The organism is Ruegeria sp. HKCCA5491 (assembly GCF_013034565.1).
Classification (GTDB): Bacteria; Pseudomonadota; Alphaproteobacteria; order Rhodobacterales; family Rhodobacteraceae; genus Ruegeria.
Map to the genome: position 1 here is coordinate 24821 of NZ_WQGG01000013.1, position 15026 is coordinate 39846.

Consider the following 15026-nt stretch of genomic DNA (forward strand, 5'->3'; position numbering starts at 1 on the left):
TGTTCAAAAATACTTCCGCCGGAGGCATCGCGCGCCAGCGCGATCAGACGCGCATCGGCATGACGACGTAAACCGCGCTCTGATCATTGCCTTCGCGCATCAAGGTCGGATCACCGGCCGAGTTAAACAGAAACACAGCATTCTCACGATCCACCTGAGAAGCAATCTCGAGCAGGTATTTCGCATTGAATCCAATCTCAAGCCGCTCGTCGCCATAAGCCACAGCCAGCTCTTCCTCGGCGGCACCGCTGTCAGGGGCATTGACCGACAGAACCAGCTTATCGGCATCCAGCTGCAATTTCACCGCGCGCGAGCGTTCGGACGATACGGTCGCCACACGATCCACGGCTTGCGCGAATTCGGCGGCATCCACTTCCAACTGGCGCGTATTGCCCTGCGGGATCACACGAGTGTAGTCGGGGAAGGTGCCGTCGATCACTTTCGAAGTCAGTGTGATATCAGGCGTCGCAAAGCGCACCTTGGTTTCACTGACAGACACAGCGATATCCATCTCATCATCGTCCAGCAGCTTGCGCAGCTCACCCACGGTCTTGCGCGGTACGATCACGCCCGGCATATCAGCCGCCCCATCAGGCAGATCCGCATCAATCCGCGCCAGACGGTGCCCGTCTGTGGCCACACAGCGCAGCACCTTACCGCCCTCGGATCCATCGGCCACATGCATATAAACGCCATTCAGGTAATAGCGCGTCTCTTCGGTCGAGATCGCAAATTTCGACTTGTCAAACAAACGCCGCAACAGCGCCGCCGAGGCCGTAAAGTTCGACTGATACTCCGAGGACGCCATCACCGGGAAATCCTCTTTCGGCAGGGTCGCCAGCGAAAAGTTCGAGCGCCCGGCCTCAACCGTTAGACGACCCGAAGCACTGTCGGCAGTCAGCGTCACCAAAGCCCCATCCGGCAGCTTCCGCACGATTTCGTGCAAAGTCGTCGCCGCTACGGTGGTCGCACCGGCTTTTTCGACCTGTGCGGGCGCCTTATCAACCACTTCGATATCCAGATCGGTGGCACGGAACATGGCCACATCGCCTTCGGCTTCGATCAGCACGTTGGCAAGTATTGGAATGGTGTTGCGACGTTCCACAACGGATTGGGCCTGCGAGACGGCCTTAAGAAGGGTGCCGCGTTCGATGCTGATCTTCATACCCTCAATTCCTTTGACTTGCGTGCCGATTTGGGCGGGACTGGCACGTTAGCGGTTCCACCCTGAGGCACAAGGATTTTTTAAGGATTTCTGAGTCGGATTGACCAAAGCGTCAAGAGGGGCGTGACCAAGCGGGCACAGTTCCCACCCAACCGTGGGTTAAAGCCCACAAAAAACACCCCGGGCCAAAGGGTCCGGGGCGGTTTTAAATAACTGAGGCTGGAAATCAGGCTTCCAGTGACCGGCGCAACATCTCGACGTCTTCGGCGATCTGGCCGTCGGTCGTTTTCAGCTCTTCAATACGTTTGACACCGTGCATGACCGTTGTGTGATCACGCCCGCCGAAACGACGCCCGATCTCGGGCAAGGACCGGCTGGTGAGTTGCTTGCACAGATACATCGCCACCTGGCGCGGACGTGCATAAGACCGCAGGCGCTTGGGGCCGATGATGTCGGACAGGCGGATGTTGTAGTACTCTGAAACCTTGCGCTGAATCTCTTCGACGGTGATCTTGCGCTCGGATGCGCGCAGCACGTCGGCCAGACAGTCCTGCGTCAGTTCCATGTCTATCTCGCGCCCCACCAGCGAGGCAAAGGCGAACAGACGGGTCAGCGCGCCTTCCAGCACACGAACATTGGTCGAGATGCGATGGGCCAGAAACTCCAGCACGCCGTCTGCAATTGTCAGGTCAGGATAGGTGCTGCTGTACTGTTGCACCTTGTTCTGAAGAATACCCAGACGCAGTTCATAGTCAGTCGGGTGCAAATCCACGACAAGACCACATTGCAGGCGCGATTTCACACGGTCTTCCAGATCCTTGATCTCACCCGGTGCGCGGTCCGCCGAGATGATGATCTGTTTGTTCTGATCCACCAGCGCATTGAATGTGTGAAAGAATTCTTCCTGCGTGGAGTCCTTACCTGCGATGAATTGCACGTCGTCTACCATCAGCACATCGACCGAACGGAACAGGTGTTTGAAATCCATCATGCGGCGTTCGCGCAGAGCCTGCACAAACCGATACATGAACTGTTCCGCTGACAGGTAAAGCACGTTCAGATCGGGCCGTTTGGTTTTCAGTTCCCATGCAATAGCGTGCATCAGGTGCGTTTTACCCAGACCAACTCCACCGTACAGAACCAGCGGATTGAAGGTCACGGGGCCACCTTCGGACACGCGACGCGCAGCGGCATGGGCCAATTCGTTGGGCTTACCAACCACAAAAGTGTCAAATGTGAAGCGGGCATCCAGAGGCGCGGCCTGCAAGGATTCCAACGCATCATTTGCAACTTCGGTCAAATGGGGCACAGCGGCCTCTGGCGCTGGTGCTTGCGCCGACTCTGCCTCGACAGACGGGCGCGTCGGTGAATTTGCCGCGACCCGGAACGCAAGGCGTTGAACGGGCTCACCTGACGTATTCAACTCATACAAGATGAGATCTGCAAAATTTTGGCTGACGTAATTGCCCATAAAATTCGTAGGCACTGAAAACACAGCTACCCCATCCTGAACCTCTTGGAACTCCAGAGGTTCGATCCAGGTGGTGTAGTTATTTTTTCCAATAGCCTTGAGCAGTTTGTTACGCAGTAGTCCCCATTTTTCTTGTGTCATTAAGCGCCTCACGCATCCCATTCTTTATTGGCCTGTCGGCCTTATTACTAAGTCCCGGTCGCCCGGTACGCGCACTCACACGCAAAAGGGTACCCATCCGCCAAACTGAAATAGCCTGACGCCTTGTTTTTGAATGTCGACACTACCTGGCACAAAGGCATTCCAAATAACGGAACCGCCCCGGAAACCGGGTTGCGTGTCGCAATCTTCTTTTTTTAGACAGGGCTAGGAGTCCTGAATGCATCAGGTCCCAAAGCAGATCAGCAAACCAGCAGTCCCGGTTGCCAACATTCGTCCCCGATCGCCCTGATGCCCGTCAGTTTGATCCCTGGAACAGCCTGTCCCCCCAAGCGAGTGAATCGCTGATTCAGTGGTAACAAGATGGCGAGGTCCCCGGCAACGAAACTCTGATATTGACTCGCCTCTGAGCGCGAAAGAATCTCTTGGCTTGGTGAAGCGCGGTATTCTGGCAACAGCAAAAAGGGCGCCGCGATGCGCGACGCCCTTCAAAATAGTTCAGCCTTTCTTACGTGACCTGGGGTCAGCGAAAGACTCAGCCCAGCGCCTTCACGCGCGAGGACAGGCGCGACATTTTACGCGCTGCGGTGTTCTTGTGGAAAACGCCTTTGGTGACGCCGCGCATCAGCTCGGGCTGGGCCGCGCGCAGAGCGGCGGTTGCTGCGTCCTTGTCGCCGGATGCGATCGCTTCTTCGACCTTGCGCAGGTAGGTGCGGATGCGCGAACGACGTGCTTTGTTGATTGCGAAACGCTTCTCGTTCTGACGAGCGCGTTTTTTTGCCTGGGGCGAGTTAGCCATGTGTCTCTGACCTTTGTACGGTACGGTTCTATGAATTGCGCGCCACGGGTAATCCGCACCGGATCAGAAATCACGAGTGTGAGTCGGGCCAAAGCGGGCCGCACGCGCATGTATAGCGGCGCTTACTATCCAAGTTGGAAGGGTTTGCCAAGCAGATTCTTATTGCTGCAAGGCAGGTATGAAAAAGGCGGCATGTACCCGCCTGATCCGATCTGAAAGGTCGTTTACTTATCGCGGAACTGGGCCGCGCGCTTTTCAAGAAAGGCAGCCATGCCTTCTTTTTGATCTTCGCTTGCAAACATCGAATGGAACACCCGACGTTCAAACAACATCCCCTCGTTCAGCGGCAATTCATAGCTGCGATTCACAGCCTCTTTCGCGGCTATTGCGCTCAACTGAGATTTTTCGGCTATCTTCTGGGCTGCGGCCGTCGCCTCATCCAACAGTTTCTTTGCAGGGACAACCCGGCTGACCAAGCCCGCCCGTTCTGCTTCTTCGGCATCCATGAAACGCCCGGTCAGATTCATGTCCATTGATTTGGACTTGCCGACAAACCGGGTCAGACGCTGCGTGCCACCCAGACCCGCGATGACTCCGAGATTGATTTCCGGTTGACCGAACTTGGCCGAATCTGCGGCGATTATGAAATCGCACATCATCGCCAATTCGCATCCACCGCCCAGCGCGTAACCTGCGACTGCGGCGATGATCGGTTTGCGTATGGCCGTTATCCGGTCATTCACATCACCGAACAGGTTTCTGGTGTAGACATCGACAAAACCCATCTCGGACATCTCTTTGATGTCCGCGCCGGCGGCAAAAGCCTTTTCCGAGCCGGTGATGATGATGCAGCGCACCTTGTCGTTTTGATCCGCCTCTTCCAGCGCTGTGCACAATTCCTGCGTCAACTGCGAGTTCAGTGCATTCAGAGCATCTGGTCTATCAAGCTTGATAAGGGCGACGTGGTCTTCGATTTCGACGATGATCGTCTCAAAAGCCATGAGGTGTAAGCTTCCGGTTGTTCCGTTCAGTAACGATTCATTATCACGCGAAAACCTTGGATCAAGTTATCTTTGGCATTGCGTGCAATAGAAGGATGAGCGACCGGACTGGGTGATTCTTTTTATGGCAGCATCGCATCCTTCGGTGCGGCAGGGGCCACCCTCGCGGCCATAGACATCAAAGCTGTGCTGAAAATATCCAAGTTCTCCATCGGCTTGGCGGAAATCACGCAGCGATGAACCACCCGCATCAATCGCGTCCCGAAGCACCTGACGAATGATGGGAACCATGGCACCGACACGCTGCGCAGAAATTTGACCAGCTTTTCGACGTGGGGACACTCTGGCGCGATAAAGCGCCTCACAAACGTAGATATTTCCCAATCCGGCAACGATTCCCTGATCCAGCAGCGCGGATTTGACAGGAGTGTTCCGGCCTTTGAATGCGTCGATCAGGTGTTGTTCATGAAAGTCATTGCCCAACGGCTCGGGTCCAAGAACAGACAGCAACTTGTGTTCTTCAGCAGTGGCCGTGGGCAGCAAGTCCATCGCACCGAATCTGCGCGGGTCGTTGAAGGTAATCCGCGCGCCATTTGCCATGTGAAATACCACGTGGTCGTGCTTTTCCGGCATCGGATGATCATGCACGAACTGCCCCAGCGGATCGCCCGACACCATCATCCGGCCGGACATGCCCAGATGAATCAGCAAGGTCTCACCGCTGCTAAGATCCGCCAGGATGTATTTCGAACGTCTTCGCAGCCCATCCACCCGCTGCCCGGTCAACCGTTCGGCCATCCGTTCGGGAAAAGGCCAACGCAGATCGGGGCGGTTCACATCGGCGCGTTCGATAACGACACCCTCCATCGCCGGGGCCAAACCGCGTTTTACTGTCTCGACCTCGGGCAATTCGGGCATTACTTGGCTCCTATTCCAAAGGGCCGCATTGTGCCCGATACCAATGGCCCTATAACAGAGGCGAAATTCGACAAACGGCAAGGCAAATGTCCGACACCAACGACAAGACCACACATTTCGGATTCGAAACCGTGCGCGAGGCTGAAAAGGCCGGGCGCGTGCAGGGCGTGTTTAACTCGGTCGCCTCGAAATATGACGTGATGAACGATGTCATGTCGATGGGAATCCACCGGGTCTGGAAAGACGCGATGATGGATTGGCTGGCCCCGCGCCCCGGTCAGCGCCTTCTGGACGTGGCAGGCGGGACCGGAGACATTTCCTTCCGCTTCCTCAAACGTGCGGGCCACGGCCACGCCACCGTTCTGGACCTGACCGAGCCGATGCTGGTCGAAGGCCGACAGCGCGCCGAAGCCGATCAGATGGCCGACAGCCTGAATTGGGTGGTTGGCGACGCCATGTCCCTGCCGTTCGAAGACAACACGTTCGACGTCTACACGATTTCGTTCGGCATCCGTAACGTGACCCGCCCGCAAGAGGCGCTGAACGAAGCCTACCGCGTGCTGAAACCCGGTGGCCGCCTGATGGTTCTGGAATTCAGCCAGCTGCCCAATGACGGGCTGCAAAAACTGTATGATCTCTACAGTTTCAACGTCATCCCGCGCATGGGCAAGCTGATCGCCAACGATTACGACAGCTATCAGTACCTGGTGGAATCCATCCGCAACTTCCCCGATCAGGAAACCTTTCTGGGCATGGTCCGCGCCGCAGGGTTCGAGAACGCGAAATACCGCAACCTGAGCATGGGTATCGCCGCGCTACACTCCGGCTGGAAAATCTGATGCGCGGTCCCCACAACATTATCCGCCTGATCCGCACAGGCGCTACATTCGAACGCACCGGCGCGATGAACGTGGTGCTTGACGCATTCGAGGCGCCAAAAGCTTTGCGCCTCCTTGCGCATACATTGGGCAAACCATTCCAGTGGCTCGGGTATAAGGGCGATCCGTCGATGCCCCCGGCCACCCGCGCGCTCACGGCGCTGGGTCCGGCATACATCAAATTTGGCCAGGTTCTCTCGACCCGCCCCGATGTCGTCGGCAACGAATTGGCCGCACAACTGCGCGTCCTGCAGGACAAACTGCCCCCCTTTCCCAAAGCCGAGGCCATGGCCGAAGTCGAAAAGGAATTGGGACAACCCGTTTCGAATATATTCGACGAATTCAGCGAACCCATCGCTGCCGCATCCATCGCCCAGGTCCACAAGGCAAAGCTGACCAGCACAGGCGAAGATGTCGCCGTCAAAGTCCTACGCCCCGGGATCGAGCGTGCCTTCCGCAAGGACGTCGACGCCTTCTATTTCGCGGCACGCATCGTGCAACTGTTTGCCCCCGGCGCGCGTCGCCTGAGACCGATGGAAGTGATCGAACACTTCGACGGCGTTGTGCGAGGTGAACTTGATCTACGTCTCGAAAGCGCCGCCGCTTCGGAATACGCAGCCAACACCAAGGACGATGCCGGGTTTTGGCTGCCGCCTGTGGTCTGGTCCCTGTCCGCGCGGCGGGTGATGACCCTCAGCTGGGCAGACGGCATCCCCTTGGGCGACAATGACGCGCTGGATGCGGCCAATCATAACCGCCGCGATCTGGGCGAGCGCGTATTGCGTCTGTTCCTGCTGCACGCTCTGCGCGACGGTTTTTTTCACGCCGATATGCATCAGGGCAACCTCAAGGTCGCCGCCAATGGTGATATCATTGCCTATGACTACGGCATCATGGGCCATATCGACGAATACACTCGTCGGGTCTATGCAGAGATCCTCTTCGGCTTCATCCGTCGCGACTACAAACGCGTGGCCGAGGTCCATTTCGAAGCGGGCTACGTCCCTGCCGACAGGGATGTCGACGAATTCGCACGCGCCCTGCGCGCGGTAGGAGAGCCCATCTTTGGCATGGACGCCACCCATATTTCGATGGGCCGCCTGCTGAATTACCTGTTCGAAGTCACCGAACGGTTCGGCATGGAAACCCGCACCGAATTGATCCTGTTGCAGCGCACAATGGTGGTGGTCGAAGGTGTCGCGCGCTCGCTGGACCCACAAGTCAACATCTGGGAAGTCGCCCGCCCCGTGGTCGAGGACTACATCAAGCAATCCATCGGCCCGCGCGCGGCCCTGCGCGATTTCGGAAAAACGGCCATGGTTCTGGCCCGCTTTGGCCCTCGCCTGCCCGCCCTGGTGGAAAACGCGCTGATCGCACAAACCCAGAAGGACGAACCACGAAACACCCGCTTTTGGTCAATGGCGCTCCCGGCGACCATCGGTGCAGCCGCAGGCGCAGTTCTCGTTTTGATCGTTGCGGCGCTCAGCTAAAACCGATCTGCCCCTTCATCTGGCCCAAAATATCCTCGGGGGGAATCGCGCCCAAAGGCGCGATGGGGGGCAGACAGCCCCCCCAACAACGTCTCAAATCAGAGCAGTTCAAAGGCAATGGCGATTCCCTGACCACCGCCGATGCACATCGTCACCAGACCTTTGGACCCACCGATCCGCTCCAGTTCGTACAGCGCTTTCAGCGTGATGATCGCACCGGTCGCCCCGACAGGGTGACCCAATGCAATCGCGCCGCCGTTCGGGTTAACCTTGGCAGTATCCAGCCCCAGTTCGTTGTTGACGGCAATTGCCTGGGACGCAAAGGCTTCGTTGCTTTCGATCACGTCGAAATCCTCGACCGTCAAGCCAGTGCGCGCCAGCAGGTTCTGCACCGCAGGCACCGGACCGATGCCCATCACTTCGGGCCGCACACCCGCGTGGCCATAGCCCAGAATACGCGCTTTCGGCTTCAGACCGGCTTTCTCAGCCGCCTCCGCCGTCGCCAGAACCATCGCGGCTGCACCGTCATTGATACCCGAGGCATTGCCTGCCGTCACACGGCCGTCCTTCTTGAACGCCGGACGCAACCCGGCCAGCGCCTCGATCGAGGTCGCCTTGGGATGCTCATCGACCATGAAGTCCACCATATCGCGCTTGACCTTGACCTGAACCGGTGTGATCTGGCTTTGGAAATACCCAGCCTCAATCGCAGCAGCGGCGCGGGTCTGGCTGGTCAGGGCAAACGCATCCATCTGTTCGCGTGTAACCTGATGCTCGTCCGCGACGTTCTCGGCTGTCACACCCATGTGGCCAGTACCAAACGGGCAGTTCAGCGCACCCAGCATCATGTCCAGCGATGTAACGTCGCCCATTTTCGCGCCCCAACGTGCCTGCGGAACGATGTAGGGGCTGCGCGACATGCTCTCGGCACCACCAGCAACCGCGAATTCGGCATCGCCCAGCATCAGCGACTGCACCGCCGACACAATCGCCTGAGCACCCGAACCACACAGACGGTTCACGTTCATCGCCGGAGTTTCAACCGGGATACCTGCCTGTTTCGCCGCCGCACGAGACAGATACATATCGCGCGGTTCAGTGTTGATCACATGGCCGAAAACCACGTTACCGATTTGGCCGCCCTCAACGCCCGACTTCTCCATCGCGGCTTCGGTCACAACAGTTGCCAGATCAATTGGCGCGGTCGAGGACAATGCTCCGCCGAACGTCCCAACAGCGGTACGGGCCCCATCCAGAATGACGATATCTTTCATGTGTCTTCTCCTCTTGGAATTGGCGCCACTATGCATCTGCAGCACAAGGCTGTCCCATAGGACGTACCGTCACAAGCAGAATTGACAAGCCATCCTGAAAAGCGCATCAGATTCCGCCATGACGGAAAAATCAGACGATATCCTGACACGACTGCCCACACGCCTGAAAGAAGCGCGCCGCGCCAAGGGCCTGTCCCTCGAAGCGGTCGCCAATCTCAGCGGTGTGTCCCGGTCCATGGTCAGTCAGATCGAACGGGGCGAGAGCAGCCCAACAATATCGACCCTGTGGAATTTGACCCGGGCCCTTCAGGTAGATTTTGCAGGTTTATTGGAGGAATCCGACAACGCCGATCAAATCGAAGTTCTGCGCAGCGCAGAGGTGCCCAGCATCGACAATATGGGCCAGAACTGCCGTATTCGCATCCTCTCTCCGCCCGAAGAAGCAGGCGGCCACGAGGTATATGATATCTACTTTGAGCAAGATGGCGGGCTGACCAGCCAGCCCCACGCGCGGGGCGCGCGCGAACAACTGACAGTGCTGGAAGGCGCGGTTCGCATCACATCCGGGTCCGCCACCCGCGATCTGAAACAGGGTGACACGGCGCGATATGCCGCGGACGTTGCCCATTCGATCACCGCCGAAAGTACCGCCAGAGTTTTTCTGATCGTCAAAAACGCCTGAACTGGCAAAAATCCGCCTTCACGGAAATTTTTCCGTCATTATGCCAATCCCCTATTTGGGAATTTCATCCGCTATGTTAGATACGCGACTCAAAGCAAGGAGATCGCCATGGCTGACACGTTCCTGTCCCATATCACGGACACCCTCGCGCAGATCGAAGCGGAAGGTCTGTATAAACGCGAGCGCATGATCACTTCGCCTCAGGGCGGAGAGATCACGGTAGGTGGCAAGCAGGTCATCAACCTGTGTGCCAACAATTATCTGGGGCTGGCCGATCACCCGGCATTGATCGACGCGGCCAAAGGCGCGATGGAGCCCAAAGGGTTCGGCATGGCCTCGGTCCGGTTTATCTGTGGCACGCAGGATATTCACCGCGAATTGGAGCAGAAGCTGGCACAGTTCCTGAACAAGGATGATGCGATCCTGTTTGCCGCTTGTTTCGACGCAAATGGCGGGTTGTTTGAACCCCTTCTGGGCCCGGAGGACGCGATTATCTCGGACAGTCTGAACCATGCCTCAATCATCGACGGGGTGCGCCTGTGTAAGGCGAAACGCTATCGGTACATGAACAACGACATGAACGATCTTGAGGCCTGGCTGAAACAGGCGCGCGCGGATGGGGCGCGGCATATCATGATTGCCACGGACGGCGTGTTCTCGATGGATGGTTATCTGGCCAACCTTCCGAAGATCCGCGAACTAGCCGACAAGTACGACGCCATCGTCATGGTCGACGATTGCCACGCCACCGGGTTCATGGGGCCAAACGGGGCGGGTACGCCGGATCATTTCGGCGTCGACGTGGATATTCTGACAGGAACCTTGGGCAAGGCACTTGGGGGGGCAATCGGCGGTTACATCGCTGGGCCGCAGCCAGTGATCGACCTGCTGCGGCAGCGGGCGCGGCCCTATCTGTTCTCAAACTCGCTGCCGCCCTCCATTGTGGCCGCTGGGCTAGCGGCCATTCGCCTTGTCAACGACGGCGCAGACCTACGCACCCGGCTGTTCGAAAACGCAAACTACTGGCGGGCCGGTCTGGAAAAACTGGGGTTTGACCTGCTGCCCGGTGAACACCCGATCATCCCGGTAATGCTGGGCGAAGCGACGCTGGCACAAGATATGGCCGCGCGACTATTTGATGAGGGCGTCTATGTCTCGGGCTTTTTCTTCCCGGTCGTCCCACGCGGACAGGCCCGGATCAGAACCCAGATGAACGCCGCGCTGACCCGTGACGAGTTGGACCGCGCCTTGGCCGCCTTTGGCAAGGTTGGTAGCGAATTGGGAGTGATCTGATGCGGCCCAACACCATGAAAGCACTCGAGAAATCAAAACCTGAAGAAGGTCTTTGGATGGCGCAAGCCCCGGTCCCCGAGATCGGCCCGGACGAGGTTCTGATTCGCGTCAACAAGACGGGCATCTGTGGTACAGACATTCACATCTGGAACTGGGACGAATGGGCCGCAGCAACCGTTCCAGTGCCCATGATCACCGGCCACGAATTCGCCGGCGAGATCGTCGAGATCGGGCGCAATGTGGCTGGGCTTGAGGTTGGTCAAAGATGCTCGGGCGAGGGCCATCTGATCACCAATGACAGCCGACAAAGCCGCGCCGGAAAGTTCCATCTGGACCCCGGCACGCGCGGTATCGGTGTGAATGAGCAGGGGGCCTTTGCGCAGTATCTTAAGCTGCCTGCCTTCAACGTGGTCCCTCTGCCTGACGACGTGCCAGACGAAATTGGGGCCATTCTCGACCCGCTGGGAAACGCTGTTCACACCGCGCTCAGCTTTGATTTGCTGGGCGAGGATGTTCTGATCACCGGCGCAGGGCCAATCGGGATCATGGCGGCCGCTGTCGCCCGCCATGCCGGTGCGCGACACGTAGTGATCACCGACATCAACCCCGACCGCCTGAAACTGGCGGAACATGTGGTTCCCACCGTGCGAACAGTCGATGTTTCCCACGAGGACCTACAGGACGTCATTTCAGACCTTGGCATGACGCAGGGGTTTGATGTGGGCCTGGAAATGTCAGGCTCGCAAGCCGCGCTGGATCAGATGGTCGAGGCATTGGTGATGGGCGGCAAAATCGCTCTGCTGGGGATACCGCCCGGCAAGTCGCCTGTGGACTGGTCACGCATCGTGTTCAAGGCCATCACCATCAAGGGTGTCTATGGCCGCGAGATGTTCGAGACATGGTACAAGATGATCGCCATGCTGCAGAACGGATTGGACGTCAGCCGGGTCATCACGCATCGGTTCAAGGTCGACGACTTTGCCCAAGGGTTTGCCGCCATGAAATCCGGGCAATCCGGCAAGGTGGTGCTGGACTGGACCTGACGCTCTGGCACCGCACGAAATTTGACCCTAAACATAGGGCGGACCCGGCGGTTGGAGGAGCACATGAGCGACAATGACAGGTATCTGGAACGCGGGATCGAGGACTCTCTGGTCACCGATTTCGCGGAAACCCACCGCAAGAGTTACGGGGATTTCCTGCAGCTCAAGACCCTGCTGAACCTGCAAAAGACCTTTCAGGATCCAGCCCAGCCCGATGAGATGCTATTCATCATCATCCATCAGGTCAGTGAATTGTGGCTGAAACTGATGCATCACCAACTGGTCGAGGTACGAAGGTTTCTGCAGCAGGACGAATTTGGCCCCGCGATGAAGAACCTTGACCGGGTAAAAGCCATCCAGCGACAGTTGATCGCGTCGTGGGAAACGCTTCTGACTATGACCCCTGCCGATTACATGGCGTTTCGGCAGGCCTTGGGCAGCTCGTCCGGCTTCCAAAGCTATGGTTACCGTCAGATCGAGTTTATTCTGGGCAACAAGGACGCCGCGACCCTTAAAGTGCACGCTCATGACCCCGAAGTGATGGAAATGCTATCCGCCGCCCTGACCAAACCGTCGCTCTATGACGAAGTCCTTCACATGATGGCACGGCAAGGGTTCGATGTGCCTGACGACTTGCTGAACCGCGACTATGCGCAGCCATACTCCGGTGACTCGCGCATCGTGAAGCTGTGGGTGCAGGTCTTCCGCGACACGAACACGTATTGGGACCTCTATGCGCTGGCCGAAAAGCTGATGGATGTGGAATCCCTGTTTCAACGCTGGCGTTTTGACCATGTCACCGCAGTTGAGCGCGTAATCGGCAACCAACCCGGCACTGGTGGCTCCAGCGGTGTGTCCTTTCTACGCAAGGCCTTGGATTTGCGGTTTTTCCATGATCTCTACGATGTACGTACCGAACTGATGTATGCCGAGCAGGAGTAAGTGATGCTGTACCGGGGTTTCACACAGGAAGAACTGGATCAGGAATATTCACCCCGTTCGATGATCGGTGGCGACCTGACGCCCTATGTCGACAGTTGGGCTGCACTCAGCGCGCAGCATCGGGCGCAGATGGAATGCCACGAGAACCTCGCTTACGGCGACAGCCCGTCGCAGGTTCTGGATTTCTTTCCGGCAAAAGGCACTGGCGCACCGCTGCACGTGTTTATCCACGGCGGCTATTGGCAAGCGATCAGCCAGCGCGAATCCGCGATGATGGCCCCGGCCCTGATCGAGGCTGAGCAGTCCTTTGCGACCCTGAACTATACGCTGGCTCCGAACGCGCGGATCGGCGACATGATCGAGGAATGCCGCGCTGCCATACTCTGGCTGGCCGCGAACGCCACCAGTTTAGGCTATGACCCTTCCCGCGTGACACTGTCCGGCCACAGCGCCGGGGCGCATCTGGCCAGCATGGTCATGGCAACGTCCGCCGACGCTCTGGCGCGCGCAGGACTGCGCGTGCGCGACGTGATCTTGATCAGCGGGGTTTATGATCTGGAGCCGATCAGCCTGACACCCGTCAACGACCCGCTGCAACTAACCCCGGTCGAGGTCCACGACCTGTCGCCCATCCGGCGCCTTCCGGCCCCCGGCCCGCGCTATCGCGTGACCGTAGGTGAGCGCGACACCCCCGAATTCATCCGCCAAAGCCGACACTACGCAGAACTTTTGCGAAAGGCCGGGCACTCGGTGAGTTTTGACCTGCAAAAAGGGGTGCATCATTTCGATATCGTTATGCATCCGGGGACGTTTTTGGCGGCGACAAAATAGCCAACGGCATTTTCTGCGACGCCAGGAACGTCTGGTTCGAGCCCTTAGCGGTCTTCCTATCGCTTGCCAAGTCGCCAACTTTTTAGACGAGCAGAAGTTTTTTCGCCTACCATTTTTAGTTTTGGTGCATCGACAACTATGTTTGCATGCCTAAAGATTGCCTTTAACAAAAAGTTGATAAACTAAAGTAAAGGAGCAGGCATTTTCATGACAACTTGCAGCTTCATCCTGTCGACCGGCCGGACATCAACAGAAAATATTGCGGCGATTGCTGGAAGAGCACATCCAGATGCTAAGGTTGAACATGAGGGTCTTGGTTCAGAATATTTTTCAAGGAGAGTTTATCGGCGCCCCGGAAAGTTCGCTCAGGTCCTCGGTTCCCACGTTCCTTTGCAGCGTAAGCTTATTGAAATCGAAGATATGATCACACAAGGAACGCGTTATCTCGATGTCGGCTGGCCGTGCTATGCTTGGTTACCATATTTTTCTAAGAGGTTTTCAAGCCGGTTAAGATTTGCGCATTTGGTAAGGAATCCGTTCCATGTTGCCGCATCACTCACAACGCATGGCTTGTTCAACCCTGAAATCCGTGCCGGAAGGCGTTGGGAAAGAATCGCCATGATTCATGTGGACGACCCACGAGTTAAGTATTCGAAGTTCGCTGCGGTGGCAGAAGGGTTTACACCGTTTGAACGCAACTTGTTCCACTGGTTGGAATTGAACGAGTTTATGATTGAGCAGCACGAACGGGAAGGCTTTGTCGGTGTTTTTCGATTTGAAGAGTTGTACGAGGGCCAGCACCCAACCGTGACTGTCCTTCTGGACCAACTCGTTTCGAAAGCACAGTATGACCTAAATGCCAGAGCAGTGGATTCGGTCCATCGTAAGTTACCCGCCCAGATACGGGAACCGAACCTCAGCTCGTTGAAGCGGTAATCGAGGTTGGTACGCGACTAGGATATTCGGAAGAGTATTTGCGCAATTCGGCGAGTGTTGAGGAATTGAACGAAAGGTACTCGAGGAAAAGGCTTTAGTTCCTCATTCGAGAGGCACATTTGACATCCCATAAATGCCCGTTTG

Annotated in this window: 14 protein-coding genes; 8 read left to right on the forward strand and 6 right to left on the reverse strand. The window is 57.3% G+C overall.

Going from position 1 to position 15026, the window contains the following annotated elements:
• Positions 1-43: 43 nt before the first annotated feature.
• From dnaN to mutM, 5 genes are all read right to left on the reverse strand, one after another.
• Complete coding sequence (dnaN, locus tag GOV88_RS16720; RefSeq protein WP_171125983.1) at positions 44-1165, reverse strand: DNA polymerase III subunit beta; 1122 nt, start codon at positions 1163-1165, stop codon at positions 44-46.
• A 226-nt stretch (positions 1166-1391) separates the two neighbouring features.
• Complete coding sequence (dnaA, locus tag GOV88_RS16725; RefSeq protein ID WP_171126690.1) at positions 1392-2777, reverse strand: chromosomal replication initiator protein DnaA; 1386 nt, start codon at positions 2775-2777, stop codon at positions 1392-1394.
• Between the two features lie 553 nt (positions 2778-3330).
• Positions 3331-3594, reverse strand: coding sequence for a 30S ribosomal protein S20 (rpsT, locus tag GOV88_RS16730; RefSeq protein ID WP_152459792.1), 264 nt, complete (start codon positions 3592-3594; stop codon positions 3331-3333).
• 224 nt (positions 3595-3818) lie between these two features.
• Positions 3819-4595, reverse strand: coding sequence for an enoyl-CoA hydratase (locus GOV88_RS16735; protein ID WP_171125979.1), 777 nt, complete (start codon positions 4593-4595; stop codon positions 3819-3821).
• Between the two features lie 66 nt (positions 4596-4661).
• Complete coding sequence (gene mutM / locus GOV88_RS16740; protein WP_171125977.1) at positions 4662-5513, reverse strand: bifunctional DNA-formamidopyrimidine glycosylase/DNA-(apurinic or apyrimidinic site) lyase; 852 nt, start codon at positions 5511-5513, stop codon at positions 4662-4664.
• An 86-nt stretch (positions 5514-5599) separates the two neighbouring features.
• On the opposite strand from mutM, the gene ubiE reads away from it, so the two are divergent.
• On the forward strand, positions 5600-6352 hold the full coding sequence (gene ubiE / locus GOV88_RS16745; RefSeq protein WP_171125975.1) for a bifunctional demethylmenaquinone methyltransferase/2-methoxy-6-polyprenyl-1,4-benzoquinol methylase UbiE: 753 nt from the start codon (positions 5600-5602) through the stop codon (positions 6350-6352).
• The gene (gene ubiB / locus GOV88_RS16750; protein WP_171125973.1) at positions 6352-7881 is read left to right on the forward strand and encodes a 2-polyprenylphenol 6-hydroxylase; all 1530 of its coding nucleotides are present in this window, start codon (positions 6352-6354) and stop codon (positions 7879-7881) included. Before ubiE ends, ubiB begins: the two co-directional genes overlap by 1 nt.
• Positions 7882-7979: 98 nt before the next feature.
• On the opposite strand, the gene GOV88_RS16755 is transcribed toward ubiB, so the two are convergent.
• Complete coding sequence (locus GOV88_RS16755; RefSeq protein ID WP_171125971.1) at positions 7980-9155, reverse strand: acetyl-CoA C-acyltransferase family protein; 1176 nt, start codon at positions 9153-9155, stop codon at positions 7980-7982.
• Positions 9156-9273: 118 nt separating this feature from the next.
• Here GOV88_RS16755 and GOV88_RS16760 point away from each other — a divergent pair, with 118 nt between their 5' ends.
• The 6 genes from GOV88_RS16760 to GOV88_RS16785 all read left to right on the forward strand — a co-directional run bounded on the left by GOV88_RS16760 (position 9274) and on the right by GOV88_RS16785 (position 14882).
• Positions 9274-9837 carry a helix-turn-helix domain-containing protein gene (locus GOV88_RS16760; RefSeq protein ID WP_171212487.1) on the forward strand — a complete coding sequence of 188 codons (564 nt, stop codon included), beginning with the start codon at positions 9274-9276 and terminating at the stop codon, positions 9835-9837.
• 108 nt (positions 9838-9945) lie between these two features.
• Positions 9946-11130: a glycine C-acetyltransferase gene (locus tag GOV88_RS16765; protein WP_171126685.1), complete on the forward strand. Its 1185-nt coding sequence runs from the start codon at positions 9946-9948 to the stop codon at positions 11128-11130.
• Positions 11131-11144: 14 nt separating this feature from the next.
• On the forward strand, positions 11145-12173 hold the full coding sequence (gene tdh, locus GOV88_RS16770) for an L-threonine 3-dehydrogenase (RefSeq protein ID WP_171241192.1): 1029 nt from the start codon (positions 11145-11147) through the stop codon (positions 12171-12173).
• Between the two features lie 63 nt (positions 12174-12236).
• Positions 12237-13115 carry a tryptophan 2,3-dioxygenase gene (locus GOV88_RS16775; RefSeq protein ID WP_171241127.1) on the forward strand — a complete coding sequence of 293 codons (879 nt, stop codon included), beginning with the start codon at positions 12237-12239 and terminating at the stop codon, positions 13113-13115.
• Positions 13116-13118: 3 nt separating this feature from the next.
• Complete coding sequence (locus GOV88_RS16780; protein ID WP_171241128.1) at positions 13119-13946, forward strand: alpha/beta hydrolase; 828 nt, start codon at positions 13119-13121, stop codon at positions 13944-13946.
• A gap of 207 nt (positions 13947-14153) precedes the next feature.
• On the forward strand, positions 14154-14882 hold the full coding sequence (locus tag GOV88_RS16785) for a hypothetical protein (protein ID WP_171241129.1): 729 nt from the start codon (positions 14154-14156) through the stop codon (positions 14880-14882).
• Positions 14883-15026 lie beyond the last annotated feature (144 nt).